This window comes from Streptomyces sp. NPDC006335 (assembly GCF_040612795.1).
GTDB lineage: Bacteria > Actinomycetota > Actinomycetes > Streptomycetales > Streptomycetaceae > Streptomyces.
In genome coordinates, this window is the sequence record NZ_JBEXQX010000003.1 from 332,822 (window position 1) to 359,145 (window position 26,324).

22 protein-coding genes are annotated in these 26,324 nt (G+C 70.6%); 5 read left to right on the plus strand and 17 right to left on the minus strand.

Features of this window, described 5'->3' with window-relative positions; genetic code table 11:
• The first annotated feature begins 39 nt into the window (after positions 1-39).
• The gene (locus tag ABZ098_RS12225) at positions 40-1,299 is read left to right on the plus strand and encodes an MFS transporter (protein WP_356589910.1); all 1,260 of its coding nucleotides are present in this window, start codon (positions 40-42) and stop codon (positions 1,297-1,299) included.
• 18 nt (positions 1,300-1,317) lie between these two features.
• On the opposite strand, the gene ABZ098_RS12230 is transcribed toward ABZ098_RS12225, so the two are convergent.
• From ABZ098_RS12230 to ABZ098_RS12280, 11 genes are all read right to left on the minus strand, one after another.
• Complete coding sequence (locus ABZ098_RS12230; RefSeq protein ID WP_356589912.1) at positions 1,318-1,845, minus strand: hypothetical protein; 528 nt, start codon at positions 1,843-1,845, stop codon at positions 1,318-1,320.
• A 140-nt stretch (positions 1,846-1,985) separates the two neighbouring features.
• Positions 1,986-2,786, minus strand: coding sequence for an ABC-2 family transporter protein (locus tag ABZ098_RS12235; protein ID WP_356589914.1), 801 nt, complete (start codon positions 2,784-2,786; stop codon positions 1,986-1,988).
• 5 nt (positions 2,787-2,791) lie between these two features.
• The gene (locus ABZ098_RS12240; RefSeq protein WP_356589916.1) at positions 2,792-3,595 is read right to left on the minus strand and encodes an ABC-2 family transporter protein; all 804 of its coding nucleotides are present in this window, start codon (positions 3,593-3,595) and stop codon (positions 2,792-2,794) included.
• A gap of 1 nt (position 3,596) precedes the next feature.
• A complete protein-coding gene (locus ABZ098_RS12245; protein WP_356589918.1) occupies positions 3,597-4,604 on the minus strand; it encodes an ATP-binding cassette domain-containing protein in 1,008 nt (335 codons plus the stop codon).
• Positions 4,605-4,735: 131 nt separating this feature from the next.
• A complete protein-coding gene (locus ABZ098_RS12250) occupies positions 4,736-7,597 on the minus strand; it encodes a glycoside hydrolase family 2 TIM barrel-domain containing protein (protein WP_356589920.1) in 2,862 nt (953 codons plus the stop codon).
• A gap of 25 nt (positions 7,598-7,622) precedes the next feature.
• Positions 7,623-8,492, minus strand: coding sequence for a carbohydrate ABC transporter permease (locus ABZ098_RS12255; RefSeq protein ID WP_356589922.1), 870 nt, complete (start codon positions 8,490-8,492; stop codon positions 7,623-7,625).
• Positions 8,489-9,457: a sugar ABC transporter permease gene (locus tag ABZ098_RS12260; protein ID WP_356589924.1), complete on the minus strand. Its 969-nt coding sequence runs from the start codon at positions 9,455-9,457 to the stop codon at positions 8,489-8,491. Before ABZ098_RS12260 ends, ABZ098_RS12255 begins: the two co-directional genes overlap by 4 nt.
• Positions 9,458-9,477: 20 nt before the next feature.
• Positions 9,478-10,737: a sugar ABC transporter substrate-binding protein gene (locus ABZ098_RS12265; protein WP_356589926.1), complete on the minus strand. Its 1,260-nt coding sequence runs from the start codon at positions 10,735-10,737 to the stop codon at positions 9,478-9,480.
• 230 nt (positions 10,738-10,967) lie between these two features.
• Positions 10,968-12,812: a glycoside hydrolase gene (locus ABZ098_RS12270; protein WP_356589928.1), complete on the minus strand. Its 1,845-nt coding sequence runs from the start codon at positions 12,810-12,812 to the stop codon at positions 10,968-10,970.
• A 36-nt stretch (positions 12,813-12,848) separates the two neighbouring features.
• The gene (locus ABZ098_RS12275; RefSeq protein ID WP_356589930.1) at positions 12,849-14,093 is read right to left on the minus strand and encodes an ROK family transcriptional regulator; all 1,245 of its coding nucleotides are present in this window, start codon (positions 14,091-14,093) and stop codon (positions 12,849-12,851) included.
• A 112-nt stretch (positions 14,094-14,205) separates the two neighbouring features.
• Entirely contained in the window at positions 14,206-15,459 is a 1,254-nt protein-coding gene (locus ABZ098_RS12280) for an FAD-binding protein (protein WP_356589932.1), read from the minus strand.
• Positions 15,460-15,569: 110 nt separating this feature from the next.
• On the opposite strand from ABZ098_RS12280, the gene ABZ098_RS12285 reads away from it, so the two are divergent.
• The 4 genes from ABZ098_RS12285 to ABZ098_RS12300 all read left to right on the plus strand — a co-directional run bounded on the left by ABZ098_RS12285 (position 15,570) and on the right by ABZ098_RS12300 (position 20,544).
• Positions 15,570-16,577, plus strand: coding sequence for a hydroxyacid dehydrogenase (locus ABZ098_RS12285; RefSeq protein WP_356589934.1), 1,008 nt, complete (start codon positions 15,570-15,572; stop codon positions 16,575-16,577).
• 90 nt (positions 16,578-16,667) lie between these two features.
• A complete protein-coding gene (locus ABZ098_RS12290) occupies positions 16,668-17,330 on the plus strand; it encodes a pyridoxamine 5'-phosphate oxidase family protein (RefSeq protein ID WP_356589936.1) in 663 nt (220 codons plus the stop codon).
• A 62-nt stretch (positions 17,331-17,392) separates the two neighbouring features.
• A complete protein-coding gene (locus tag ABZ098_RS12295) occupies positions 17,393-18,715 on the plus strand; it encodes a radical SAM protein (RefSeq protein ID WP_356589938.1) in 1,323 nt (440 codons plus the stop codon).
• 356 nt (positions 18,716-19,071) lie between these two features.
• Entirely contained in the window at positions 19,072-20,544 is a 1,473-nt protein-coding gene (locus tag ABZ098_RS12300) for a cellulose-binding domain-containing protein (protein WP_356589940.1), read from the plus strand.
• Positions 20,545-20,571: 27 nt separating this feature from the next.
• On the opposite strand, the gene ABZ098_RS12305 is transcribed toward ABZ098_RS12300, so the two are convergent.
• From ABZ098_RS12305 to ABZ098_RS12330, 6 genes are all read right to left on the minus strand, one after another.
• A complete protein-coding gene (locus ABZ098_RS12305; protein WP_356589942.1) occupies positions 20,572-21,249 on the minus strand; it encodes a GntR family transcriptional regulator in 678 nt (225 codons plus the stop codon).
• Positions 21,250-21,326: 77 nt separating this feature from the next.
• Positions 21,327-22,328, minus strand: a complete 1,002-nt coding sequence (locus ABZ098_RS12310; RefSeq protein WP_356589944.1) for a proline racemase family protein — start codon at positions 22,326-22,328, stop codon at positions 21,327-21,329.
• A gap of 32 nt (positions 22,329-22,360) precedes the next feature.
• Complete coding sequence (locus ABZ098_RS12315; RefSeq protein WP_356589946.1) at positions 22,361-23,257, minus strand: dihydrodipicolinate synthase family protein; 897 nt, start codon at positions 23,255-23,257, stop codon at positions 22,361-22,363.
• A gap of 30 nt (positions 23,258-23,287) precedes the next feature.
• Entirely contained in the window at positions 23,288-24,757 is a 1,470-nt protein-coding gene (locus ABZ098_RS12320) for an FAD-dependent oxidoreductase (RefSeq protein WP_356589948.1), read from the minus strand.
• The gene (locus tag ABZ098_RS12325) at positions 24,750-25,049 is read right to left on the minus strand and encodes a (2Fe-2S)-binding protein (RefSeq protein ID WP_356589950.1); all 300 of its coding nucleotides are present in this window, start codon (positions 25,047-25,049) and stop codon (positions 24,750-24,752) included. Before ABZ098_RS12325 ends, ABZ098_RS12320 begins: the two co-directional genes overlap by 8 nt.
• Positions 25,046-26,233, minus strand: coding sequence for an FAD-binding oxidoreductase (locus tag ABZ098_RS12330; protein WP_356589952.1), 1,188 nt, complete (start codon positions 26,231-26,233; stop codon positions 25,046-25,048). Before ABZ098_RS12330 ends, ABZ098_RS12325 begins: the two co-directional genes overlap by 4 nt.
• Positions 26,234-26,324 lie beyond the last annotated feature (91 nt).

Genomic DNA, 26,324 nt, shown 5'->3' on the forward strand with positions numbered 1-26,324 from the left:
CTGGGCCGTAGGGTGACCGGCGGACATCCGGGGAGGGGTATGACGCACGAGGCTCAGCGGGACAGGGAAGCCCGCAAGGCCCTTTCGGAACGCGCCCTTTCACGTCCGCTCTGGCGGCAACGGGACTTCGCCGTCTTCTGGGCCGCGCAGACCCTCTCCGTCCTCGGCGACTCCTTCGCCCTGATCGCCCTGCCCCTGCTGGTGCTCGAGACCACCTGCTCCCTCGCCCGGATGGGACTGCTGACGGCGGTCGGCGGTGCCGCCTCGGTCGTCGCCGCCGTGTTCGCGGGCGTGGTGGTCGACCGGGTCGACCGGCGCCGGCTGCTCATCGGCTGCGACCTCGTACGCATGGTGCTGTACGGGGTGATCCCGCTGGTGTGGCTGTTCGGGCCGCGGATCTGGCTGCTGTACGCGGTGCTGCCGGTGTGCGAGGCGGTCGGCATGCTGTTCGCCGTCGGGTACGTCACCGTCGTACGGAGTCTCGTCGGGACCGGGCAACTGACGGAGGCCAACGGGCGGTTGAACGCGACCGCCGCCGCTGCCGGGGTGCTGGGGCCGGTGTGCGCGGGAGTGGTGGCGGCCTGGACCGGGCCCGCCACGGCGGTCGGCGTGGACGCGGCGAGCTTCGGGGTGTCGGCGCTGTGCACGTTCTTCGTGCGGTTCCGTGCCCGCCCCGCCGAGGCACCTGGACGCACCGGCCTGTGGCGCGACCTGCGCACCGGGGTGGCGTTCCTGCGCGGGCACCCGGTGCTGCGCTCGCTCACCGTGCTGCTGTTCGTGTTCAGCTTCCTCACCCTCGGCCTGAACGACCTGGTGATCTACCACCTCAAGCACGACCTCGGCCACGACGACGGCACGGTCGGCACCGTCATGGCCGTCGGCGCGCTCGGCACCATCACCGGCGCCCTGCTGGTCGCGCGAGTACGCCGACGGCTCGGCTTCGGCGCGGTGTGGACCGGCTCGGTGGCGCTGTGCGGGCTCGCCTTCGCCGGCCTCGGCTGGGCCCGCGACGTACCGGCCGTCGCCCTGCTGACCGCGGTCTTCCTCGCCTGTGGCGGCATGGCGGGCACCTGCTCCATGTCCCTGCGCCAGGAGGTGACCCCGGAACCCCTCCTGGGCCGCGTCACCTCCGCCTTCTGGACCCTCCACTACTCGGCGGCCCCCCTCGGCGCGACCCTCCTGACCTGGGCGGCGGACCGACAGGGCACGGCTCCGGTGGGCCTCGTCGCCGGTGGGTGTTGCGTGCTGATCGCGGCAGCCGCACTGCTCACTCCCGTAGGGCGCTCGGGACGGCCCTGACCGCACCCGCCGCGCGCTTCACAGGTTGTGTACCGCCGACCGGGCCGTGGAGACGAAGGCAAGCAGCGATTGCCAGAACGGGTCGTAGTACTGGTCGAACGCGGTGAGCGCGCTCGAGTCGCCGGCGATCGCCGCCTCGAGGGCACGGTAGGGAGGCCTCGTCGCGAGACGCAGGTTCTCCGCGGCTTCGGCCACGCTGTCGGGGCCTTCGAGGTTGATGACCCATATGGCGTGGCGTAGCTGCGTGTATTCCTCGCGAAGGCCTGCCCTCACCTCCTTCAGCGCGGGCAACTGCTCGACACGTGGAGCGGCTGACGCATGGATGTCTGAAATCTTCCAGTACAACTCGGCCATCCTGTGAGCCTGTTCGATGAGGCTCACATACGCGCTCCGGCGTGCCTCGCTGATCCGGACCACGCGTTGGGTCTTTTCGGCCGTGTTCGCCTGGATCTGCGCCGCGCGTGCCGTGCCGCGGCTGGTGACCCAGCTGGCCAGCACGGCCGTGCCCGCGGTCAACGAGGAGAACCAGAGCGCGGAGTCGGTCATGCGAGGGATTGTTCCCCGGCGAGCGCGCGATGAATGCTCCGCTGCCGACGCATCCCGCCACCGCACGAACTTTGGCCAAGTCCACTCTGTCCACTACGAGTTGGTTGCGGCGGAAGGGCCTCACAGGCCGGAGGCCGACGTCACCCGTTGACCCCCGCGTAATGCCGGAGACTCCACCGCCACAGCACCCGTGACCCCAGGTACGCCAGCACCCCCAGCAAGGGTGACACCGCCGCGAGCCAGTACGGGGCGCCCGTGTCGTGGCCGTGACCGGTCAGGATCGCTGCTGGGAAGTAGGCGACGAAGGCGAGGGGGAGGCCGTAGGTGAGGAGGCCGCCGACCGCCTTCGGGAGGACGTTCAGGGGGTAGCTGCCGAAGGTGCCGAGGAGTTCCTCCAGCCAGCGGCTCCAGTAGTCCGCGGCCGGGAAGCGCAGGGACGCGCAGGTGACCGCCGTGAAGAGGGCCGCCTCCAGGAACATGCCGCCGATCACGGCCGCGATCAGGTAGGAGATCCGCCCCGGTGTCCAGTCGAGCTGGCTGCGGCTGAGCGCGCCGACCATCAGGCCCACCGCGACGGTCATGTCGCCGATCGCGTTGGTGGGGAAGAAGGCGAGTTGGAGCTGGCGGTACACCGGCATCGGGCGGGTCAGGTAGACGTCGATCAGACCCTCCTGGATCTGCCGGCCCGCGCCGTGCACCCGGCCCAGCAGGAGGACGAACAGTCCGTGGGCGAGCATCCTCGTCGCCGGGATCAGCAGGACCTCCGAGCTGTCCCAGCCGCCCATCCCGGTGAACCGGGTCAGCAGCACGGTGGCGAACACGATCACCGACACCTGCCAGATCGCACCGATCGCGATCATCAGCAGGAACTCCGTGCGGTACTCCAACTGCGCACGGAAGTTGAGACGCGTGACGCGCCACGCGATCCGCATGCCGTTCACGGGCCTCAGCCTCCTTGGGAGATGACGCGGCGGGCGGCCCGCCGCCACAGGAAACGGGTGAACAGGGTGAGCGCCACGACCCAGAACGCCTGGATCGCCAACTGCTCCCAGGCGTCGGAGAGGGGGATGCGGCCGATGTACAGGGACAGCGGCACGCTCAACGTGGCCTGGAACGGCAGGAATCCGCTCAGCGTGATGAACCAGTCCGGGAAGAACCACAGCGGCGCGTACACCCCGGACAGCAGGTTCTGCGCGAAGATCAGGATCAGCATCGCGGCGTTGTTGCGGACCGTCCAGAAGCACAACTGGTCCAGGATCAGCATCACGTGGTACAGGACCCACTGGCCGAGGAGCAGGCTCAGCGCGAACACGCCTGCCACGGCCGCCGACCTGGGGGGATCCACCACCCCGGCCGCCAGGCAGACCAGGTAGCCGCCGAGCGCCCACGCGAAGCCGTACACCTGCTCGCCCAGCGCCCGCAGGGCGTGGTAGCGCTGGGGCGGCAGCGGGCGCAGGTACCAGTAGACGATCGTGCCGAAGTGCATGTGCTGGAGCACGGTGTCCCGGCCCGCGTACTGGTCCAACTCCCTGAGCCGGGAGGCGAGTACGGCCAGCACGGCGTACGTGACGGCCTGGCCCTCGGCGAGGCCCGCGGTGGTGCCGGTGTGCGCGTACAGGCCGTGCCACAGGGAGGCGACGAGGACCACCTGGACGGTCAGCCGGACCAGGACGGCCGTCATCCGGGGCGGTGCGTGCAGCTCGCCGAGCGGGGTGACCCGGGCGGCGCGCCAGGCGTGCAGGACGGCCATGTCAGACGCCCTCCACCGCGGGCTCCGCGTGCACGTAGGCCGCCCGCATCACGTCTTCGAGGTCGGCCTCGTCGATGGCGACGCCCGTCACCTCGTACCGCTCGATGACCGCCTTCAGGGCCTGGTGCACGGTGGGGGAGTCCGGCCCGTCGGGCCCGAAGACCACCTGCGGCCCGTCCTTCCTGAGTACGGCGATCCCGCGCAGCGGCGAGACCTCCGTGTGCGCGTCGGCCAGGGTCGCGCGGACCTGCCAGGTGGAGCCGAACTTGCGGCGGATCTCCTCGAGGGAGCCGTCGAGGACGAGCCGGCCGTGGTTGACGAGGACGACCCGCTCGGCGAGCCGCTCGACCTCGGTCATGTCGTGGGTGGTCAGCAGCACCGTCCGGCCGCGCTCCTCGACCTGGTGGCGCAGGAACTCCCGCACCTGCTCCTTGACCACCACGTCCATGCCGATGGTCGGCTCGTCGAGGAAGACGACCGGCGGGTCGTGCAGCAGGGCCGCGGCCAGGTCGCAGCGCACCCGTTGGCCGAGGGAGAGGTGACGGACCCGGGTGTCCCAGAAGGTGGACAGCTCCAGGATGGCGTCGAACTCCGCCAGCCGGGCCGCGTGTTCGGCCTTCGGCACCTCGTAGATGTCCCGGAGGATCGAGAACGACTCGCGCACCGGCAGGTCCCACCACAGCTGGGTGCGCTGCCCGAAGACCGCGCCGATGTTACGGGCGTTGCGTTCGCGATCCTCGTACGGCACCACGCCCGCCACCCGGGCCTCGCCGGAGGTGGGCGTGAGGATACCGGTGAGCATCTTAATGGTGGTGGACTTGCCGGCGCCGTTCGGGCCGAGCAGGGCGAGGAGTTCGCCGGGCGCCACGTCGAAGGTGATGTCGGCGACGGCGTGCTTGGCGACCCGCTCCGGGTTGACCAGGGAGCGCAGGGTGCCGGCGAGGCCGGGGCGGCGGACGGTGGTGTGGAAGGTGCGGGACAGGCCGCGAACCTCGATGCTTCCGGGCACGCTGTGAACTCCCTTGTCACGAACAAGAGTTGCGGCCGGTCGGCTTGGAGGGCCGACCGGCCGCGGGTACACCATGACCGTCGCAGAACGCCGATCACACTGGCAATGGATTAATCCACCGGTGCATTGGACTAACCGATCACCGAGAAGACGAACGAGAACTCCGCCGGCTCGGCCCGCAGGTGGTACTGCGGCAGCGGGCCCGGACCGCAGGACTGCGAGCCGACTCCGTGATGGCCGTGGTCGAGGTTCACCCACACCGTGTCACCGGCCCGCAGATCCGTCAGATGCTTCGCCGCGTCCAACTGCTCCGTCGTCCAGCGCCGGGCGGTGAAGGAGAACTCCGGGTCGCCCTCGATCCGCAGCCCGCCGAGCTCCACCCAGCGGACGTCGGCGCGGGCGCCGTTCTCCTGCGGGCGCAGGTACGGCGTCTGGAGCTCGTCCACGCTCGCGTCCCAGCGCCCGACCATGGACGCCTTCCGGGTGTCCGGGTACGCCTCGCCGGGGCCGCCGCCGAACCACCGCACCTGGTCGGCCTCGGACAGTCCGAGCCGGATGCCGAGCCGGGGCAGCGGCTGCGTCCACTCGCCCTCGGGACCGACGGACACCGTCAGGCGCAGCCGCGAGCCGTCCGAGGTCCAGCGGTACACCACGCCCAGGCCCACCTCACGGGCCGCGGGCGCCACCCGGGTCCGGACGGTCAGCGCCTGCGAGTCGAGCTCCACCCCGGCCAGCCGGTGCCGCATCCGGTGCAGGCCCAGCGTGCGCCACAGCCCGCTGTACTGGATGCCGGAGTTCCACTCCGTGCCCTCGTCGTTGTCGGTCGTCGCCCGCCACACGTCCAGCCGGGGGCTCTCGACGGTGACCCCGCCGATCGCCTTGAGCGCGCCGGTACGGGCGTCGAAGGACGCCGGGCCCAGGGTGATCAGCTTCTCGCCGCGCACCGGCCGGGCGGTGGGCGCGACGGAGGGCCGTACCGGAGCCGAAGCCGGGAGCTGGCCCCACGCGACGAGATGCCCCTTCGGCGCCCAGGCCGTGTCGGACGCCAGCAGCGCCCGTACCGTCCACTGCGCCTCCGCGCCCTCGTGGGCGGGCGGCTCCGGCAGCTTCAGGTCCGCCGACTCGCCGGGTGCCAGCGCCGGCACGGCGAGTGTGCCCGCCTCGACGGTCTCGCCCTCCACCTCGTACGACCACTCGAAGGCGAGGGCGGACAGGTCCGCGAAGTCGTACTTGTTGGTGACGCGTACGGTGCCGTCGGCGCCCTCGATGCGGACGGGCTCGATGACCTTCTTGTACTCGATCAGACCGGGGGAGGGCGTGCGGTCCGGGAAGATCAGGCCGTCGCAGACGAAGTTGCCGTCGTGCAGCTCCTCGCCGAAGTCGCCGCCGTAGGCGTAGCCCAGCTCGGGGTGCTTGACGCCGTGGTCGATCCACTCCCAGATGAAGCCGCCCTGGAGACGGTCGTACTTCTCGAAGAGGTCCTGGTAGTCGGAGAGGCCGCCGGGGCCGTTGCCCATGGCGTGGCCGTACTCGCACTGGATGAACGGCAGCTCGCGGCGGCCCAGCGTGCCGCCGTCCAGCCGCTTGCCGATCTGCTCGACCTCGTCGTGGAAGGCGTACATGCGCGAGTACACGTCGGTGTCCCGGCAGTTCCAGTCGCCCTCGTAGTGGACGAGCCGCTCGGGGTCCCGGCCGTGGATCCACTCGGCCATGGCGGTCAGGCCGCGGCCGGTGCCGGCCTCGTTGCCCAGCGACCAGAAGACGATCGAGGGGTGGTTCTTGTCCCGCTCGACCATGCGGGCCGCGCGGTCCAGGAGGGCCGGGGTCCAGCGGTCGTCGTCGACGGGGTTGTCCCGCCAGCCCTGCTCGGTGAAGCCGTGGGTCTCCAGGTCGCACTCGTCGATGACCCACAGGCCGTACTCGTCGCACAGGTCCAGGAAGGCCGGGTGCGGCGGGTAGTGCGAGGTGCGCACGGCGTTGATGTTGTGCCGCTTCATCAGCAGCACGTCCTCGCGCATGGTCTCCAGGTCGAGCGTGCGGCCCTTCTCGGGGTGCCACTCGTGCCGGTTGACGCCCTTGAACAGGACCGCCTTGCCGTTGACCTTGATCAGGCCGTCTTCCAGGACGACCGTACGGAAGCCGATCCTGAGCGGGACCCGCTCGCCCTCGGTGACCAGCTCACCGTCGTAGAGCCGGGGGCTCTCGGCGCTCCACGGGGCCACCAGGGCCGTCACGGACTCACCGGTGGCGACATCGATGTCGAGGGCGGGCACCAGCACCCGCCCGTCGACGTCGGAGTCGACGCGCAGGGTGCCCTCGCCGGTGAGGTGGTCGTACGAGGCGTGCACGAAGAAGTCTCCGGCGGAGCCGGAAGGCCGGTGCAGCAGGGTCACCTCACGGAAGATGCCCGGCAGCCACCACTGGTCCTGGTCCTCCAGGTAGGAGCCGGCCGACCACTGGTGCACGCGGACCGCGAGGACGTTGCCCTTCGGCTTCAGCAGATGTCCTACGGCGAACTCGTGCGCGAGCCGGGAGCCCTTGAACTCACCGATGTCCGTGCCGTTGAGCCAGACCCGGGCGCAGGACTCGACGCCGTCGAACCGGATGACCGCGCCGCCGTCCGAGGGCCAGTCCTCCGGCAGGTCGAAGACCCGCAGGTGGTCGCCGGTCGGGTTCTCGGTGGGGACGTGCGGCGGGTCCACCGGGAAGGGGTAGAGGTGGTTGGTGTAGATCGGCAGCCCGAAGGCGCCGTCGCCCTGGAGGACCCAGTGCCCGGGGACCGCGACCTCGGCCCAGCCGTCGGCGTCGTATCCCTCCTCGGCGAAGGAGTCGTCCTCGGCGTCGGCGGTCGCCGACAGCCGGAAGCGCCAGGTGCCGTCGAGGGGCAGGGCCTTCGCGTCGGAGGACGCGTACCAGGCGCGGGGCGGGAGGGCCCCGCTGCCCGGGGACACGTCCTCGACGTAGTCGAAAGCGCTGGTCGTGCGGAAAGACATCGGTCTCCAGGTCCTGAGAGAGGTGTCAGCCCTTGATGCCGGTCTGCGCGATTCCCTGGACCAGCCAGCGCTGGAGGAAGAGGAACACGAACACCAGGGGCAGGATGGAAATGGCGGTGGCCATGAAGATCAGGTGGAAGTTCACGGTCTGGTTGGTCATGAAGGAGGACAGGGCGACCTGAACGGTCCAGGAGCTCGGGTCCTGGCCGATGACCAACGGCCACAGGAAGGCGTTCCACCCGCTGATGAACGTGATCGTGGCCATCGCCGCGAAGAAGTTCAGCGAGTTGGGCACCACGATGCGCCAGTATGCGCCCCAGTATCCGAGTCCGTCCACGCGAGCCGCCTCCTCCAGCTCCTTCGGGAACCCGAGGAAGTACTGCCGGAACAGGAAGCAGGTGAAGCCGCTGAACAGACCGGGGATGATCAGACCGCGGTAGGTGTCGATCCAGCCGAGGGACGAGACCAGCACGAAGCTGGGCACGAACGTGACGGCGGTCGGGACCATCAGGGTCGCGAGGACGACGTAGAAGACCTTGTTGGCGTGCTTGTAGGGGATCCGGGCGAGGCCGTAGCCGGCCAGGGAGCAGATCAGCAGGGTGCCGAGGGTCATGGAGACGGCGATCACCGTCGAGTTCCACATGGACCGGGCGAAGTCCACCGTCGGGTCGTCGAACAGCTCGCTGATGTTGCCCCACTGGAAGGAGGGGAGCAGCTTCCAGTTCTCGCCGGTGATCTCCGGGTCCGTGGACAGGGAGTTGCGGAGGATCAGGTAGAAGGGGAGCAGGAAGAGCAGGGCGGCGACGCTGACGGCGAAGTACAGGCCCGTGTTGCCGAGGACGCCTCCGCGCTTCTTGCGGCCTTCCTTGCCCACCTGAGGTGCGGTGGTGGTCACTTGGAGTCCTCCCCCCTTCCGAAGCCCATGAACTTGCCCTGGAGGAGCGTGACGGCGCAGATAAGCACCGTGAGGATGACGGCGCCCGCGCTGCCGGCGCCGTAGTCCTGGTTCTCGCCGAGGGCGGTCTTGTACAGGACCATGAGCGGGGTCTGACCCCAGGTGGCCTTGGTCGTGATGATGTTGAAGAACTCGTCGAACGCCTGGTACGCGGCGACGAGCAGCAGCAGGATGACCGCGGTCGAGGTGGCGCGCAGCTGGGGCAGCGTGATGTACCGGAAGGTCTGCCAGCCGGGCTTGGCGCCGTCGATCGCGGCCGCCTCGTACAGCTCCGCCGGGATGTTCTGCAGCGCTGCCAGGAACAGGATCATGTAGAAGCCGGCCTGGAGCCACAGGCGTACGGTCACGATGACCAGCCAGTACCAGGGCGGGTTCGGGTCGGACAGGTAGGCGATGTTGTCGACGCCGAACCAGCCGAGCACCGTGTTCATCAGACCGAAGCGGACCCCGGTGAAGATGGACATCTTCCAGATCAGCGCTGCGGCGACGTAGGACACGGCGGTCGGCAGGAAGAACACCGACCGGAAGAACGCCCGCATGAACCGCAGCCGGTGCACCAGCATCGCCAGGCCCAGGGACAGGGCCCAGGTGAGGGGCACGATGAGCGCCGCGAACACCGTGAACGTCACCAGGGAACCGGTGAAGTTGGAGTTCGTCAGCATGCTCTCGTAGTTGTCGAAGCCGACGAACTTGCTCGGCGTGACGGTGAAGCGCGCGTCGAAGAAGCTGAGCCAGATGCTCCAGAAGATCGGCACGAAGACGAAGATCGCCAGGCCGATGAGGAACGGCCCGGTGAAGAGCCAGAAGTTGAAGGTCGGGTTGCCCCGCAGGCCCCGCCGCGGCCGGGCCTGGGAGGCCTTGGCCGGGGCGGGCTGGGTGACCCCGCGCGTGGTGGTGGTCGACATGTCGTGGATGCTCCGTCGGCCTAACCGAAGAGCTTCTTGAGCTCGGCGTTGACCTTCTTCTCCGCGGTGGCCAGCGCGGCGTTCGGGTCGCCGTTCTTACGGACGCTGTTGGCGAACGCGTCGGTCACGGCGGTGATCATCGCCTGGGTCCAGCCGATGTTGTCGAAGTGCCCGAACTCGTTGAAGAGCTTGACGCCCTCGGCCGGCAGACCCGTCTTGAGCTTGGTGGCGGACTGCGCGATGGAGGTGCGCGGCGGGATGTGGAAGCCGTACGAGGTGGCCCAGTCCTCCTGGTACTCCTTCTGGTCGATCCACAGCCACTTCACGTACTCCTTGGCCGCGTCGACGTTCTTGCCCTTGGCGTTGACGAACATCGACCAGCCGCCGTTGTAGACCGACTGCTTGCCGTTGTCGCCGACCTTGGGGAAGGGGAAGACACCGAGGTCGTCGCCGAGCGCCTTCTGCATGGCGGGCATCGCCCACATGCCGCAGAACTGGATGGCGCACAGGCCCTGGTTGATCGCGGACGGGTCCCAGTAGTCGGCCGGGGCGTCGAGGAGCAGGTTGCCGCTGGTGAACAGCTGGCGCAGCTGCTTCATGCCGGCGACGACCGCGTCCGTGTGGAAGGCGGGCTTGTTGTCGGGGGTGAGGGTGTCGGCACCGGCCGACCAGATGAGCGGGTTGATGGCCGGGGTGAGGTCGTTGCCGAGGAAGACGCCCTTGACCTTGTTGGTCGTGAGCTTCTCCGCCGCCTCGAGCAGCTCGTCGAGGGTGGTCGGCACGTCGACCTTGGCCTTCTCCAGCATCGACTTGCGGTAGAAGAAGAACTGCGGGTCGTCGATCATGCGGACGCCGTATATCTTCCCGTCCACCGTGTGCGACTTGATGTCGGCCGGATTGAAGTCGTCCTTGACCGGGGCGATGATGTCGGTCAGGTCCGCGACCTGGCCGCTCTTGACCATCTGGATCTGCGGGTGGAACTCGAAGACGTCGGGCGCGTTCTTGGTGAGCAGGGACGCGAAGAGCTTCGCCTCGAAGTTGTTGCCCGTGATCCAGTTGGTGGTCACGTTGGCCTTCTTGTACGCCTTCGCGTACCGCTTGATGGCCTGCTCCGTGCCCGCCTCGCCGTAGGCGTGGAAGAACTGGACGAGCCCGTCGCCCGATCCGCTGCTGCGGCCCGTGTTGCTGCCGCACGCGGCCAGCCCGCCGGCGGCGGCCAGGCCCATCGCGGCTCGCAGAACGTTTCGACGGTCCCAGTTGCTGTTGCTCATTGCCGACATGCTGACGTCCTTGTCTCGAATACGGCTGCGGCTCTGCGCCATGGCTCTGCGGCTCAGTGCCAGGTGGCTCAAATGGTCCTGCGGTGCGGGACGTTAACCTTCGGCTAAGCCTTCGGCAAGGGGTTGGACGAAGTCTGCTCGAAGCGTTGTGCGACGTTCGGGATACCGGACGCCCCGGGGGCGCGGGCCGCCGCACCAGCGGCCCGCGACCCCCTTGCGGAGGTGCTGCGTTACTGCTTGAACCAGGCCTGGTTGGGCCCGCCGTTGCAGGTCCACAGGCCGACCTTGCTGCCCTCGGCCGTCGCCTGGCCGCCGACGTCCAGGCAGGTGCCGGACGCCTCGCTGACGACTTGGCCGTTGGAGTTCAGCAGCCATTGCTGACGGCCGTCACGAGTCGCCTCGGGGCTCGTCGTGAGTCCCGAACTCCCCGCCGTCAGATAGCCGTTCACGCCCTTCAGGCGGCCCTTCGCGTCGTACGACCACACCTGCTCGGGCCCGCCCGTGCAGCTGCTGATCGACGCACCCGAGGCGTTCGCGGTCAGGCACTTGCCGGACTGCTTGCCCGCCAGCGCGCCCGTGACCGCCGACGTGCCGCGGCCCTTCTGGTCGAGGACGTACGTCGTGATGGACCGGGCCGGCAGGGTCGCCGACGCCGTGCCGCCCTTGACCGACGGCTTGGCCACGTTCGCCCAGCTCTCGGTCGCCGAGGTCCGCACGGCCTTGCTCGCGCGCACCGGCGCCTTGCTGTTGAAGTGCAGCTTCACCGCGGTGTCGGTGGTGTTGTGGTTGTTGACCACGACGACCCACTTGCCGTGGTCGTCGTACGTCGACACCTCGACGCCGTCCGGAACGCCGGTCACGTTGTGGGCGACCGAGCCCGGCCGGACGAACTTGCTGTACTGGCCGAGCGCGTAGTAGCGCTTGGTGAAGTAGAGGGTCTGGTTGCCGTTGGTGGCGTAGTTCGGGTCGTAGTAGATCAGGCCGTCGTTCCAGCCCTCGGAGTTCTTCGCGAGGGGGTCGGAGCCGATCATCTCCGACAGGGCGACCCACCACTGGAACGCCGAGTCGTGCGCGGTCGCGAAGTCCTTGTAGATGATCCGGGACAGGTTCAGACCGCCGTCGATCGTGGGGTCGTACTCCTGGGCCCAGCCCGTGCCGCCGTTGCCGAAGCAGCAGATCTCCGTGGACCAGGACTGCTTGCCGACCGACTTCGACGTCTCGTAGATCTTCGCCCGCTGGTCGTCGCCCGGGTTGTTGTACGTGTGGTGGGCGAGCTTGTCGACGTACTGGGCGGTGTCCGGCTGCGAGATCCACTGCGGGACCTCGGTGTTGAAGTTCACCGTGGAGCTGGACTCGTCCGCGATGATGCCGGTCTTCTGGTGCCGGGCCTGCTGCTCGGCGCCCAACGCCCGCACGATGTCGTCGCGTTGGTCGACCGGCACCAGCATGCCCTCCTGGCCGCAGCTGTCGAAGCTGTTGGTCGGCTCGTTGAAGGGGCTGATGTAGTCGAACCGCACGCCCTGCTTGGCGAAGTGGTCGGTGACGTCGGCGACGTAGTCCGCGAAGTCCTGCGTGTTCTCCGCCTTCAGGTAGCCGCCGCAGCTCTTGGCGTTGGTCTTCCACTGCGCAGGCGCGCTGTTGACGAAGGCGATCAGGTCCTTCACGCCGTACTTGGCGGCCGCGTACAGGAACGTACGGCCCGCCTTGTCCTTGCTCCAGTCGTACGAGCCGTCGTCCTTCAGGAAGTCCTCGGGGGCGCGCGGCGCGTAGGTCACGCCGGTGCCGCCACCTCCGATGTTGTAGCGGTAACTGCTCAGCGCCAGGCCGTCCTTGGAGAACAGCAGCTTGGACACCCGGGCCTGGACCTTGGGGTCGAAGTTCTTCAGGTCGTTGACCCACCAGGCGCCCGAGGCGCCGATGTTGTCGATGGTCTGGGCGGCGTGCGGGGACACTTCGGCCACCGTGGGGGTGGCGGCCGACGCGGGCGGAGCGGATATCAGCGGTCCCGCGACAGCGAACGCGGCTGCGGCTGTCAGCAGGGCCGATCTCTTGCGGTGGGGGTGAGACACGTGCATCCCTTCCGTCGTCATGAAGGTGGTGCGGTACGGCTCCTAGCGGGGTTCGTGCGTCTTCGTCCTCGCCGGGGTGGTGCGTTTCGCGGACCTCTGCCCGACCGACTGGAGCGCCCCTTCGAGCGCGAACGTCGCCGCGCCCAGGCACGCCGGGTCCGTCGGGATCGGGGAGAGGACGATCTCGGTGGCGGCCATCGGCCGGGGCAGCGCGTGCCGGGCGACGGCCTCGCGCACCTCCTCGACCAGGGGCTCGCCGAGGGCGGCCGCGACCCAGCTGCTGAGCACGACCACCTCGGGGTTGACCAGGTTGACCAGGTGGGCGATGGAGGCGCCCAGATAGCGGGAGGTGTGCCGGACGACCTCGATCGCCACGGGGTCCTCGGTGCGCATCCCCCGGGCCAGCGCGGCGATCGTCGCCGTCTGGTCGCCCGGGTGCAGCAGTTCGCTGTCGGGGCTCAGCTCCCGCAGGTTCAGCATGATCCCGGGCGCGCCCACGTACGTCTCCACACAGCCGTGGTTGCCGCAGCGGCACAGGCGTCCGTCCAGGACGATCGTGTTGTGGCCCCACTCGCCGGCGCTGTTGGAGACACCGCGGTGCAGTGCTCCGCCCAGGACGAGCCCGGCGCCCACACCGGTGCCGAGGGTGACCACCACGGCGTTGGCGCGTCCGCGCGCGGCCCCGAACCACAGCTCGGCCACGGCCACGGCACGCAGCGGGTTGTCCAGGTAGAGCGGGTAGGCGATGTACTCGGAGAGCAGGTCGAGCAGCGGCACGTCGTGCCAGTCCCAGTTGGGCGCGTACTCCGAGATGCCGGTGGCGCGGTCCACCTGGCCCGGCACGCTCACGCCGACGCCCAGCACCCGGGCGCCCTCGATCCCGGCCTGCGCGACCACCGAGCCGACGGCGGCGGCGACATGGCTGACCACCTGCTCGGGGAGGCTCTCGCCGGGGCGGACGTCCTCCTCGGCGCGGGCCAGGACGTTCAGCGCGAGGTCGAACAGCTCGACGTGGACGTAGGTCTCCGCGATGTCCACGCCGATCAACGCGCCCCCCGACGCGTTGACGGCCACGAGCCCCCGGGGGCGCCCGCCCGCCGACTCCTCGAAGCCGACCTCAGTGATCATCCGCAGGTCGAGCAGCTCGCCCACGAGCGTGGCGACGGTGGCCAGGCTCAGCCCGGTGGCCGCCGCCAGCTCCTGCCGGGAGGTGGGCGACTCGGCGATGATCTGGCGCAACACCTCGTAGCGGTTCGCGGTGCGGATGTCGCGTGATGTGCGCTTCACCGGGCCTGCCCCATCCCTTCGCTCATGCCGGGACGACAGTGGCACCGGCGCGGCGCAAGGCTATGGTCTGCGGTTACTTTGTACAAGGGGTTAGGAAAGGGGTTTTATAAAGTCAGTCGGCGAGAACGGTCCGGACGAAGGCGTTGGCGAATTTACCCTCGGGGTCCAGCTCGTGCGCCAGCTTCCGGAAGTCGCCGAGCCGCGGCCAGCGCTCGCGCAGCACGTCCGCGGGCGTGGTGAACACCTTCCCCCAGTGCGGCCGCGCGTCGAAGGCGTCCAGCGCCTCCTCCAGCCGGCGCACCGCCGGGAGGACGGCCGCGGTGTCCTCGATCCAGGTGAAGTGCAGGGCCACGGTGTCCCGGCCGTAGGAGGGGCTCAGCCACTGCTCGTCGGCGGCCACGGTCCGCACCTCGCAGATCTGGAGCACCTCGGCGACCGTCTCCCGGATGCCGTCCACGGCGTGCAGTGCCTCGACGGCGTTCGCGCGCGGCAGCAGGTACTCCGACTGGAGTTCCGCTCCGCTGCTCGGCGTGAAATCGGCCCGGAAGTGGGGCAGTCGGTCGTGCCAGGGACCCGGCACCCCGGACTGCTCGGTGCAGTTGACCGCGGGCATCCCCGGCACCGGGTGCATCTTCTCGGTGGCGGGCGCGGCCCACGGGAAGTCGGCGAGCGGCTGATCCGTCCGCCGCTTGACCCACACCTGCCGGAAGCCCGGCGCGCGCCAGTCGGTGAACAGGCTCACGCTGTACGCCGCCGACATGACCGTCTCGAAGGCCGCCGAGTCGAGCCCGGCGAGGGGGAGTTCGGTGAAGACGTACTGCTCCACGTCGAAGGACGGCACGAGGTCCAGGGTGAGCGCGATGACGACACCGAGCGCGCCCAGCGAGGTGACCGCGCCGCCGAAGCGCGGGTCGTCCCGGCCGATCGTCAGCACGGAGCCGTTCGCCGTGACCAGCTCCACCTCGCGCACGGACGAGGAGAGCGGGCCGTTGCCCACGCCCGAGCCGTGGGTGCCGGTCGCCACCGAGCCGGCCACCGAAATGTGCGGCAGCGACGCCATGTTGGGCAGCGCGAGGCCGTGGGCGTGCACCACGCGCGCCAGTTCGGCGTACCGGACGCCGCCGGAGACCCGTACCGTACGGGCCGCGGTGTCCACGTCGATCACCGGCGGCAGGCCGGCGATGGACAGCAGGACGCCCTCCGGGCCCGGCTCGGCGATCTCGTTGAAGGAGTGCCCGCTGCCCAGCACCCGCACCCGCGCGCTGTCCGCGACCAGCTCGGCGATTCCGTCGAGCGAGTGGGGCCGGTGCAGTTGCCCGGCGGAGTAGGTGATGTTCCCCGCCCAGTTGGTGATCGTCTCCGACATGTCCGTCGTTCCTCCCGGAAGCTTGTGTATGCGTTGACCCTCTCATTTGCGGGGGCCTACGGTAGAGAACGGTTTCTACCACCTTTCCGCAGGTCTGGAGGATCACCACCTTGCCCGAGCGACCCCAGGCGCTGTTCGCCATGACCGCCGAGAACGTGCCGCTCGTCTTCCCGCCCGAGGTGCTGGCGCGGCTGCGGGAGTCCGTGGACATCGACCCCGCGGTGGTGGCCGAGGACCTCACCGACCCGGCTCTCGCGGACGTTCTGGCCCGCACCGAGATCCTCGTGACCGGCTGGGGCTGCCCGCGCCTGGACGCGGCCGTCCTCGACGCGGCCCCGAAACTGCGGGCCGTCCTGCACTCCGCCGGCTCGGTCAAGGGCTTCGCCACGCCCGAGATCTGGCGGCGCGGGATCGCCGTCTCCTCGGCGGCCGAGGCCAACGCGGTGCCCGTCGCCGAGTACACGCTCGCCGCGATCCTGCTCGCCGGGAAGGACGTCTTCGTGCGCCGCGAGCGGCTGCGCGCCGAGCGGGTCTCTCCCGGCTGGGGGGTCGTGCCCGGGATCGGCAACCACGGGCGGCGGGTCGGGGTGATCGGGGCGTCACGGATCGGGCGCAAGGTGATCGAGCTGCTGCGCCCCTTCGACCTCGCGGTGAGCCTGACCGACCCGTACGTCGACGAGGCGGGCGCGCTGGAGCTGGGCGTGCCCCTGCTGCCGTTGGACGACCTCCTGCGCACCTCGCAGATCGTCACCGTGCACGCCCCGGAGACCCCCGAGACCCGGCACCTGATCGGCCGCCGCGAGCTGGCCCTCATGCCGGACGGGGCCGCACTGATCAACACCGCGCGCGGAAGCCTGGTCGACACCGACGCCCTCGTCGACGAGCTGCGCACCGGTCGCCTCTCCGCGGTCCTCGACGTCACCGACCCGGAACCACTGCCCGCCGACTCGCCCCTGCACGACCTGCCGGGCGCCTTCGTCACCCCGCACCTCGCCGGGTCCCAGGGCAACGAACTGGCGCGGCTGGGGCTGGCGGTGGCGGAGGAGGCGGAGCGGGTCGTCTCCGGGGCCGCGCTCGCGTGCCCGGTGGACTACGCCGGCCTGACGCGAACGGCCTGATCTACGGATTTCGTTGTTCTTGGGTCACTTCAATGCCTACCAGGGCAGAGGTCTGGTCTAGAAACCGCTGAATCAGTAGGGTCCTGGTTCATGCTTCCTGATCAGCTTCCCGAGACCGACCTCACCCGTCACCGGCGTCTGCGTGCGCAGGGGAGTCGGGAGCGGGCCGACCTGGAGGCGATCCTCGACGCCGGGTTCGTCTGTCATCTCGGCGTCGTGGTGGAGGGGCGGCCGATCGTCGTGCCCACGGTGTACGGGCGGGACGAGCGGCAGCTCTACCTGCACGGCTCGGTGGCCAGTCGGAGCCTCGCGGGCGGCACGCCGGTCTGCGTCACGGTCACGCACGTCGACGGGCTGGTCCTCGCGCGGTCCGTCTTCGAGCACGGCGTCAACTACCGCAGCGCCATGATCCACGGCGCGGCCCGCAAGGTGACCGACCCGCGGGAGAAGCTGGAAGGCCTGCGCCGGCTCACCGAACACGCGGCGCCGGGGCAGTGGTCGTACGCCCGGCAGCCGAGCCGCAAGGAGCTCGCGGCCACCACCCTGCTCGCCCTCCGCCTCGACGAGGCTTCCGTCAAGATCCGTACCGGCGCGCCCGACGACGGGGACGGACCCGACGCCGAACTGGGGCTCTGGGCGGGTGTGCTTCCTCTCACCTCGGCGTGGGGTGCGCCCGTTCCCGACCCGGTACTGCCCCCGGAAACACCCGTACCGACGCATATCGCCCGCCGTGAGGGGACCCGGCACGGATGATGTCCGAGCGAGGGCATACCGTGAGGAGTCGGTCGTACGTCTGAGCCGGGAGGAGACACGGGATGGGCAGCCGTACCGCGCTGGTCGAGGATCTGATGGAGCGGTTCCCGCAAGTTCCGCGGGAAGCCGTCTTCAAGGAGGACCTGTTGCGGGGTGGCGTGGCCTTCGACCCGTCCGCCCTCAGCGACAACGAGTCGGGTGAGGTGAAGCCGAAGTCGTACTTCATCTTCTCCTTCGACCACGGCACCCTGCCGGAGCTGGGCGAGGCCGCGCTGCGCCGCCCGCCGGAGGAGATCATCCTGACCGGCGGGCCGTACGACCTGAGGCGGACCGTGGTGTCGGTGCGGGTGAACCCAGCCTCGCCGTACCGCGTGGCAGCCGATGACTCCGGCATGCTCGGGCTCTACCTCGACGGTAAGCGGATCGCCGACGTCGGGGTGCCGCCGATGCCCGAGTACTACAAGCACAAGCTCTCCAGCGGCAAGTCCGTCATGGAGGTCGCCCCGACCATCCAGTGGGGCTACCTGATCTACCTGACCGTCTTCCGGGTGTGCCAGTACTTCGGCGCCAAGGAGGAGTGCCAGTACTGCGACATCAACCACAACTGGCGCCAGCACAAGGCGGCCGGGCGGCCGTACACCGGGGTCAAGGACGTCGAGGAGGTCCTGGAGGCCCTGGAGATCATCGACCGGTACGACACCGCGAAGGCGTCCACCGCCTACACGCTCACCGGCGGCGCGATCACCAAGACGGTCTCCGGGCGTGACGAGGCCGACTTCTACGGCCACTACGCGAAGGCCATCGAGGAGCGCTTCCCGGGCCGCTGGATCGGCAAGGTCGTGGCCCAGGCGCTGCCGAAGGACGACGTGCAGCGGTTCAAGGACTACGGCGTGCAGATCTACCACCCCAACTACGAGGTGTGGGACGAGTACCTGTTCAAGATGTACTGCCCGGGCAAGGAGCGGTACGTCGGCCGGGACGTGTGGCACAAGCGCATCCTGGACTCGGCGGAGGTGTTCGGGGCGCGCAACGTGATCCCCAACTTCGTGGCGGGCGTCGAGATGGCGGAGCCCTTCGGCTTCAAGACCGTCGACGAGGCCATCGCCTCCACCACCGAGGGCCTGCGCTTCTTCATGTCCCACGGCATCACGCCCCGCTTCACCACCTGGTGCCCCGAGCCGACGACCCCGCTCGGCAAGGCCAACCCGCAGGGCGCGCCGCTGGAGTACCACATCCGGCTGCTCCAGGCCTACCGCCAGACCATGGACGACTTCGGTCTCTCCTCGCCCCCCGGGTACGGCCCGCCCGGACCCGGCCGTGCCGTCTTCTCGGTGAGCTCCTTCATGGACAGCCTCCCGGCCGCGCCGGAGCCGGCCGAGGTCTGACCCTTCGCGTACGACATCCCGCTCCGGGTGGCTCCCGCGGTTTCCGCGGCTGCCCGGAGCGGTGGCGCGTTCCCGCCCGGCTCCAGGGTGCCGGGGCCGCCGGGGCAGGGCGGTTTTGCGTCACGGGTGATTCCTGTGTGGCGGGATTGATACGTTCCCGCTTCCGGTCCGTATACACGGACGTGACTCCGCGCAGCACTGTGCCCTTAGGGGTGGACCGAACCCTCGGTAACCGTTTTGAATAGCCTGCTTGTCAGTTGTGTGGGACACGTGAAAGGCTCCTGTCCTGCCGCGAGGTTCCCCCCAACTCCTTTGCCAGTGTGGCGAGTTGACCTCGCTTTGGATGCAGGAGACCCATGCCCGACCTGCCGACCCCCCAGGACGCCGCCGAGGCCGCGCTGTTCTCCGAGTGCTGGGATGCCGTGCTGTCGTACGCCGATCTGTGCACGGCCGGCTCCACCGCCGCCACCGACCTGGCCCGGGAGGCGTTCTCCCTCGGCATGCGCGAGGCCCGGGAAGCCGAGGCCGCCGTCCGCGGCGCCGGCCGCCGTCCGGCCCGGCTGCCCCGAATACCCCTGCTGCTCACCGCCGTTCGCACCACCGCAGCGGACTGGGAGACGCAGGGCCTCGGCCACCGCCTCGACCCCGACCTGCGACTGTGGCTCAACTCCGACAAGGCCGCCCGCTACACCGGGCCGCCCCTGCAACGCCCCATCGCCCTGCGGGGACTGCGCGATCTCCAGGCGGCGGACGCCGAACTGCTGTGGCTGGCCGAGGTGGAGGCGCTGCCGCTGCCCGTGGTGGCCCGTCGGCTCGGCCTCGACCCGGCCACCGTGGGCGACGAACTCGCCCAGGTGCGCGGCCTGTTCCGGGACCGCAGCCACCGCAACCACCTCGACATGCCGATGGACGCGCAGTGCCGCAGCTACGCCCGGCTGCTGGACGCCGTCACCCGCTCCACCTCCGGTGAGACCCCGGACGACCTGTCCCGCCATCTCGCGCGGTGCCAGCAGTGCGCGGAGGCCGCCGCCTGTCTGCGCCTGCACGGCGGCGGCCTGCCCGCGGCCCTCGCGGGCGGGGTGATCGGCTGGGGCGGACTCGCCTATCTGGAGCGCCGCCGCCGGGCCGCCGAGGTGCGCCTCGGCGCGGGACGCCCGCCGGCACTGGAGAGCGGGCCCCCCAACCCTGGCGCGCACAAGGCGAAGGTCGTGCGCAACGGGCTGCTCGTCGCCGCCGTCCTCGTCTCCCTGCTCGCCCTCGCGGTCTCGATGATGCCGGGCGACGACATGGAGAACGGCGCCGCCGGGCCCGGCACCTCCGCCGAGGGCCAGCCGGTGGGCAACCCCACCTCGTCCGTCCCCGCCGCCACCTCGCGGGCGCCCGGCACGGCGAAGACCTCCAGCACTCCCACGGGGAACCCGTCGGAGTCCGCCGGGGTGACGAAGTCCGACCCGGAACCCCAGGGCACCTCCTCCGCCGGTGCCGAGGAACCGGAGCCCAGCGAGAGCAGCACGCCGACCTGCCGGGTCGAGTACTCCCTCGTCAAGCAGTGGCCCGACGGCTTCCAGGCCGAGGTCACCGTCACCACCCCCGAGGCGCTCGACGACTGGCGGGTCACCTGGTCCTTCAAGGACGGCCAGAAGGTGACGCAGATGTGGGACGCGGACTTCACCCAGAGCGGCACGAAGGTCACCGCGACCGCCGCCGACTACAACAAGTCGGTCCCCGCGGGCGGTTCGCTCTCCCTCGGCTTCCTCGCCTCCTGGCAGAGCAGGAACGCCCCGGCGTACGACTTCTCCCTCAACGGGTCGGAGTGCGCCAAGTCCTGACCTGGCGGGCCATGCTTCGACCGTCCCCTACCGCGCCGCCCACAACCCCCGCACATGACCGATGTGCCGAGTCATCACCTCCCGCACCGCGCTCTCGTCCCGGGCGATCAGCGCGTCGAGGAGTTCGAGGTGCTCCTCGGCGGAGGCCAGCAGGCGGCCGGACTTCACCAGCGGGGTGAGACCGTAGAGCCGCGACCGCTTGCGCAGGTCACCGACCACCTCGACCAGGTGGGCGTTGCCCGCGAGGGCGAGCAGTCCGAGGTGGAAGCGCATGTCGGCCTCGACGTACGCGATGAGGTCACCGGACACCGCCGCCTGCACGATCTCCCGGGCGGCCGGACGCAGCGCCTCCAGGGAGACCGGGTCGGCCGTCGAGGCCAGCTCCACGACGGTGGGGATCTCGATGAGCGAGCGGATGTGGGTGTATTCGTCGAGCTGCTTCTCGGAGACCGCGGTGACCCGGAACCCCTTGTTGGGGACGGTGTCGACCAGGCCCTCCTTGGCGAGGTCGAGCATGGCCTCACGCACGGGCGTGGCCGACACACCGAAGCGGGCGGCGAGTGCGGGCGCCGAGTACACCTGCCCGGGGAGCAGCTCGCCCGCGATCAGCGCGGCCCGCAGGGCGTCGGCGACCCGCTCCCGGTAGCTGCTCTTCTTGCCGCCGAGGACGGGCAGAGCGGGGGTGCTGGATCGCTGGGCGGCCATGAGGGGCATCTCCTAGTGGTGCAATGTCACGCGGCACCCGGCATTATCGTCGACCCGCCGAGGACGGGCGCTCGCGCTCAGAGGACGAACCCCGCCGGGAACGGATCGGTCGGGTCGAGCAGGTACTGGGCCGTGCCGGTGATCCACGCGCGCCCGGTGAAGCTGGGCAGCACGGCGGGGCGGCCCGCGACCTCCGTGGTGCCGAGGAGGCGGCCGGTGAACCGCGTCCCGATGAAGGACTCGTTCACGAACTCGGTGTGCAGCGGGAGTTCACCGCGCGCGTGCAACTGGGCCATGCGCGCACTGGTGCCGGTGCCGCAGGGGGAGCGGTCGAACCAGCCCGGGTGGATGGCCATCGCGTGCCGGGAGTGGCGGGCGGTGGCACCGGGCGCGAGCAGATGGACGTGGTGGCAGCCGCGGATGGACGGGTCCTCCGGATGGACGGGCTCCTCCTCGGCGTTGATCGCCGCCATGAGGGACAGCCCCGCCTTCAGGATGTGGTCCTTGCGGTCCCGGTCGAAGGGCAGCCCGAACTCCTCCAGCGGCAGGATGGCGTAGAAGTTGCCGCCGTACGCCAGGTCGTATGTCACCGTCCGCCCGTCGGCCAGTGCGATCTTCCGGTCCAGGGAGACGGAGAAGGACGGCACGTTCCGGAGCGTGACGTGCTTCGCCCTGCCGTCCTCCACCGCGACCTCCGCGACGACCGGTCCCGCGGGGGTGTCGAGCCGGATCGTGGTGACCGGCTCGACGACCTCGACCATCCCGGTCTCCACCAGCACGGTCGCCACTCCGATCGTGCCGTGCCCGCACATCGGCAGATAGCCCGAGACCTCGATGTAGACGACACCCCAGTCGCAGTCCGGGCGGGTCGGCGGCTGGAGAATGGCGCCGCTCATCGCCGCGTGCCCGCGCGGCTCGTTCATCAGGAGCTGCTTGATGTCGTCGCGGTGCTCACGGAACCACAGCCGACGCTCGTTCATGGTCGCGCCGGGGATCGTGCCGATCCCGCCGGTGATCACGCGGGTGGGCATGCCCTCGGTGTGCGAGTCGACGGCGTGCAGGACGAGTTTGCTGCGCATGACACTCCTGGTGATCGGAGGGACGGTTCGGCCTAAGCGAGCCCTGCCGCGACCGCCTTCTCGGTGGCGGACCGCACGACGGCCTCCTGCTCGGGCAGCAGCGGCACCCGCGGCGGCCGACAGCTCCCGCCGTGGCGGCCCACGATGTCCATCGACAACTTGATCGCCTGCACGAACTCGACCTTGGAGTCCCAGCGCAGCAGCGGGTGCAGCTGCTCGTACAGCGTCTTCGCGGTGGCGAGGTCGCCGCTCACGGCGGCCCGGTACAGCTCGACGCTCGACCTGGGCAGCGCGTTCGGGTAACCGGCCACCCAGCCCTTCGCCCCGGCGAGCGCCAGTTCCAGCAGAACGTCGTCGGCACCGATCAAAAGGTCCAGTTCCGGGGCGAGTTCGGCGAGCTGGTAGGCGCGTCGGACGTCACCGGAGAACTCCTTGACGGCGCGAATGAAGCCCTCGGCGTGCAGCTTGGCCAGCAGCTCCGGCACCAGGTCGACCTTGGTGTCGATGGGGTTGTTGTACGCCACGACCGGCAGGCCCGCCTTCGCGACCTCGGCGTAGTGCGCGAGCACCGACCGCTCGTCGGCACGGTAGGCGTTGGGCGGCAGCAGCATCACGGACGCACAGCCCGCGTCACGCGCCTGCTCGGCCCAGCGGCGGGACTCCGCCGAGCCGTACGCGGCGACACCCGGCATCACCCGCTCACCGCCGATCGCGGCCACGGCCGTCTCCACGACCCTGGCCCGCTCCTCGGGCGTGAGCACCTGGTACTCGCCCAGCGAGCCGTTCGGCACCACGCCGTCGCAGCCGTTCTCGACCAGCCAGGCGCAGTGCTCGGCGTACTTGTCGTAGTTCACGGACAGGTCGTCGTCGAGCGGGAGGGCGGTGGCGACGAGGACACCGCGCCAGGGGCGGAGGTCGGTGGTGGTCATGGCGTATCCCTCTCAGTGGGGTGTGACATGTTACTTATCCCGGTCTTCGCCGGACTTGTTCCGCGGCTCACGGCCGTCCCGCTCCCCGGTCTCCCCGGTCTCCCCGGTTTTCTTGGTCTCCCCGGCCCGCGCCAGCACGCCCAGCGGGACCGGCCGGGCGAACGGTCTGCGCACCGCCGTCTCCGCGCACCCGGCGACTCCGGCCACCCCGGGCCCGCACATCCGGCCCTGGCACCAGCCCATCCCGGCCCGCGTGAGCAGCTTCACGGTCCGCAGGTCACCGGCCCCCAGCTCCCGGACCGCCTCGCGCACCGCGCCGGCCGTCACCTCCTCGCAACGGCACACCACCGTCTCGTCGGTGACCTGCTCGACCCAGTGCGCGGGCGGCCGGTACACCGAGTCGACGGCGGCGAAGAAGACCCGCAGCCTCTCCCGGGTGCGGGCAGCGGGCGCCCACTCACCGGGGTCCGGCGCCCGCCCGGCCAGCCGTGCCGCGATCGACCGCCCGGCGATGTGCCCCTCGGCGAGCGACAGGGCGGAACCGCCGATGCCGGTGGTCTCGCCGGCCGCCCACACGCCCGGCACGTCGGTGCGCTGTTCGTCGTCGACGTACACGTCCGTCCCGTCGACCCGGCAGCCCAGCGCGTCGGCGAGGTCGGTGTGCGGCAGCATGCCGTGGCCCACGGCGAGGGTGTCGCAGACGAGACGCCGGCTGCTGTGCGGGCGGACCCGTCCGTCCCGGTCGAGGGCCGCGACCGTCACCGCCTCCAGCCGATCGGAGCCGTGCGCCTCCAGGACGGTGTGGCGCGGGAGCGTACGCACCCGGTGCCGGAGCAGCCGGCCCGCGTAACCGGCGCCTTCGGCGACCTTGTCCGGACGGCCCGCCAGCGCCCGGGACCGCCGTACGAACGACATCGGGTCGGCCGAGTCCACCAGTGCCGCGACCCTCGCGCCCGCCGCGGCGAGGCCGGTGGCGACGGGCAGCAGCAGCGGTCCCGTTCCGGCGACGACAGCGGTACGGCCGGGCAGTACGAGCCCGCCCTTGAGCATGGCCTGCGCCCCGCCCGCGGTGACGACACCGGGCAGGGTCCAGCCGGGGAAGGGCAGCACCTTCTCGTAGCCGCCGGTGGCGAGGAGGACCGCGTCGGCGCGCACCTCGGCCGGTTCCTCCTGCTCGGGGCCGACCAGGGCGTGCACGGTGAGTCCGGCGGCACCCCGGCGCTCGACGAACCAGACATGATGGTCCGTCAAGTGCCGTACGGCGCCCGTCCGTACGCGGGTGTCGAGCCCGTCCCGCAGTCTTTCCCAGGTCCGCCACTGGTGGTGCAGTGCCTGGGGGCGGCGGGCGCCGAGCCCGGGCGCGGGCTGCCGGTAGAACTGCCCGCCCGCCTCCGCCGCCGAGTCGATCAGCGTGACCCGGACACCGCGGGCGGCCGCCGCGAGGGTGGCCGCGAGCCCGGCCGGGCCCGCGCCGATCACCGCCAGGGTCGGTTCACTCATCGTGGCCGGTGCCCTCCTGTGTGCGGATCGTGTCCCCGGGGCGCAGCCGCACCAGGCAAGCCCGTTGGTTCGGGCGGTCGTTGACGGTCACCAGGCAGTCGAAGCAGACGCCGATACCGCAGAAGATCCCGCGCGGGCGGCCCTCGCCCCGGGTGGTGCGCCAGGAGGTGATCCCCGCCGTCCACAGCGCGGCGGCGACGGTCTGGCCGGGCAAGGCCTCGATCTCCCGCCCGTCGAGCGTGACGGTGAAGGCGGGACCGGGCTCGGCGTCCACCAGCTCCAGCGGATTCACGAGACCTCCCGGGAGTCGGACGAGCCGTCCCGTGAACCGGCCGGCGACGGGAAACGGTCGGGCCGGAAGGGCGCGAGATCCAGTGCGGGAGCGTGCCCGGCCAGCATCTGGGCGATCAACTGCCCCGTCCCGGTGGACAGTCCGATGCCCGCGCCCTCGTGCCCGCAAGCGTGGAACAGCCCGGGCACCCGCGGATCGGGGCCGATCGCGGGCAGGTGATCGGGCAGGTACGGCCGGAAGCCGAGGTACGTCCGCATCGCGCGCACCCGCTCCAGGAACGGGAACAGCCGGGTCGCGCCCGCCGCCAGCCCCCGCAGCGCGGGCAACGACAACGAGCGGTCGAAACCCACCCGTTCACGGGTCGCGCCGATCAGGACAGGCCCCGCCGCCGTCCCCTCCACGACCGGCGAGGTCTGCAGGGCCGCCGAGTCGCTGGCCACGTCGGCCACGTAGTCGGCGGCGTACACCTTGTGGCGGACCAGGCGGGGGAGCGGCTCGGTGACGAGGACGAAGCCGCGCCGGGGGAGCACGGGGAGGTCCACTCCCGCCAGCGCGGCCAGCTCACCGCCCCACGTCCCGGCGGCGTTGACGACGTGCGGCGCGTGGATCTCACCCCGGTCGGTCCGCACCCCGCGCACGGCACCGCCGGCCCCGCGCAGCACCTCGGTCGCCGTCACGCCGGTGCGCAGCCGGGCGCCCGAGGCCCGTAGGAGATGGGCGGCGGCCAGCGTCGGCATGACCTGCGCGTCCTGGGGATACAGCACACCGCCCGCGAGTCCGGGCGCCAAGTGGGGCTCCAGTTCCCGGAGTCGGCCCGCGTCCACCCGTACCGCCTCGACGCCCGCGGCCCGTTGTCCGGTCGCCAGCCCCTCCAGGGCTGCCAGGCTGTCCGGGGTGGCGGCGACGACCACGCCCCCCTTGAGTTCGTACTCGATCGCGTCACCGAGTTCCTCCGCCAGGTCGGCCCACAACCGGCCGGACAGCAGGGCGAGTTCGAGCTCGGGGCCCGGCTTCTTGTCGGAGACCAGGAGATTGCCCTCACCGGCGCCGGTGGTGCCGCCGGCCACCGGGCCACGGTCGACGACGGTCACGTCGAGGCCCGCCCGGGCGGCGTACAGGGCACAGGAGGCGCCCACCATCCCGGCTCCGACGACCACGACATCGCAGGTCAGTGGCTTGCTCACGCCAGTACTATGTCACATGTCGCACGGGACGGGAACACCCCGACGACCGACCGACCGGCCGCGGCCGACGCCACCGGCGGCCCGGGGTGGG

Bases quoted from the DNA above. Each gene is read 5' to 3' on its own strand.
- ABZ098_RS12320 (WP_356589948.1), bottom strand. From the start codon at position 24,757: ATGAGTGAACCGACCCTGGCGGTGATCGGCGCGGGCCCGGCCGGGCTC.
- ABZ098_RS12315 (WP_356589946.1), bottom strand. From the start codon at position 23,257: ATGACCACCACCGACCTCCGCCCCTGGCGCGGTGTCCTCGTCGCCACC.
- ABZ098_RS12240 (WP_356589916.1), bottom strand. From the start codon at position 3,595: ATGGCCGTCCTGCACGCCTGGCGCGCCGCCCGGGTCACCCCGCTCGGC.
- ABZ098_RS12260 (WP_356589924.1), bottom strand. From the start codon at position 9,457: ATGTCGACCACCACCACGCGCGGGGTCACCCAGCCCGCCCCGGCCAAG.
- ABZ098_RS12225 (WP_356589910.1), top strand. From the start codon at position 40: ATGACGCACGAGGCTCAGCGGGACAGGGAAGCCCGCAAGGCCCTTTCG.
- ABZ098_RS12230 (WP_356589912.1), bottom strand. From the start codon at position 1,845: ATGACCGACTCCGCGCTCTGGTTCTCCTCGTTGACCGCGGGCACGGCC.
- ABZ098_RS12310 (WP_356589944.1), bottom strand. From the start codon at position 22,328: ATGCGCAGCAAACTCGTCCTGCACGCCGTCGACTCGCACACCGAGGGC.
- ABZ098_RS12300 (WP_356589940.1), top strand. From the start codon at position 19,072: ATGCCCGACCTGCCGACCCCCCAGGACGCCGCCGAGGCCGCGCTGTTC.
- ABZ098_RS12270 (WP_356589928.1), bottom strand. From the start codon at position 12,812: ATGCACGTGTCTCACCCCCACCGCAAGAGATCGGCCCTGCTGACAGCC.
- ABZ098_RS12280 (WP_356589932.1), bottom strand. From the start codon at position 15,459: ATGTCGGAGACGATCACCAACTGGGCGGGGAACATCACCTACTCCGCC.
- ABZ098_RS12305 (WP_356589942.1), bottom strand. From the start codon at position 21,249: ATGGCCGCCCAGCGATCCAGCACCCCCGCTCTGCCCGTCCTCGGCGGC.
- ABZ098_RS12295 (WP_356589938.1), top strand. From the start codon at position 17,393: ATGGGCAGCCGTACCGCGCTGGTCGAGGATCTGATGGAGCGGTTCCCG.
- ABZ098_RS12250 (WP_356589920.1), bottom strand. From the start codon at position 7,597: ATGTCTTTCCGCACGACCAGCGCTTTCGACTACGTCGAGGACGTGTCC.
- ABZ098_RS12265 (WP_356589926.1), bottom strand. From the start codon at position 10,737: ATGTCGGCAATGAGCAACAGCAACTGGGACCGTCGAAACGTTCTGCGA.
- ABZ098_RS12290 (WP_356589936.1), top strand. From the start codon at position 16,668: ATGCTTCCTGATCAGCTTCCCGAGACCGACCTCACCCGTCACCGGCGT.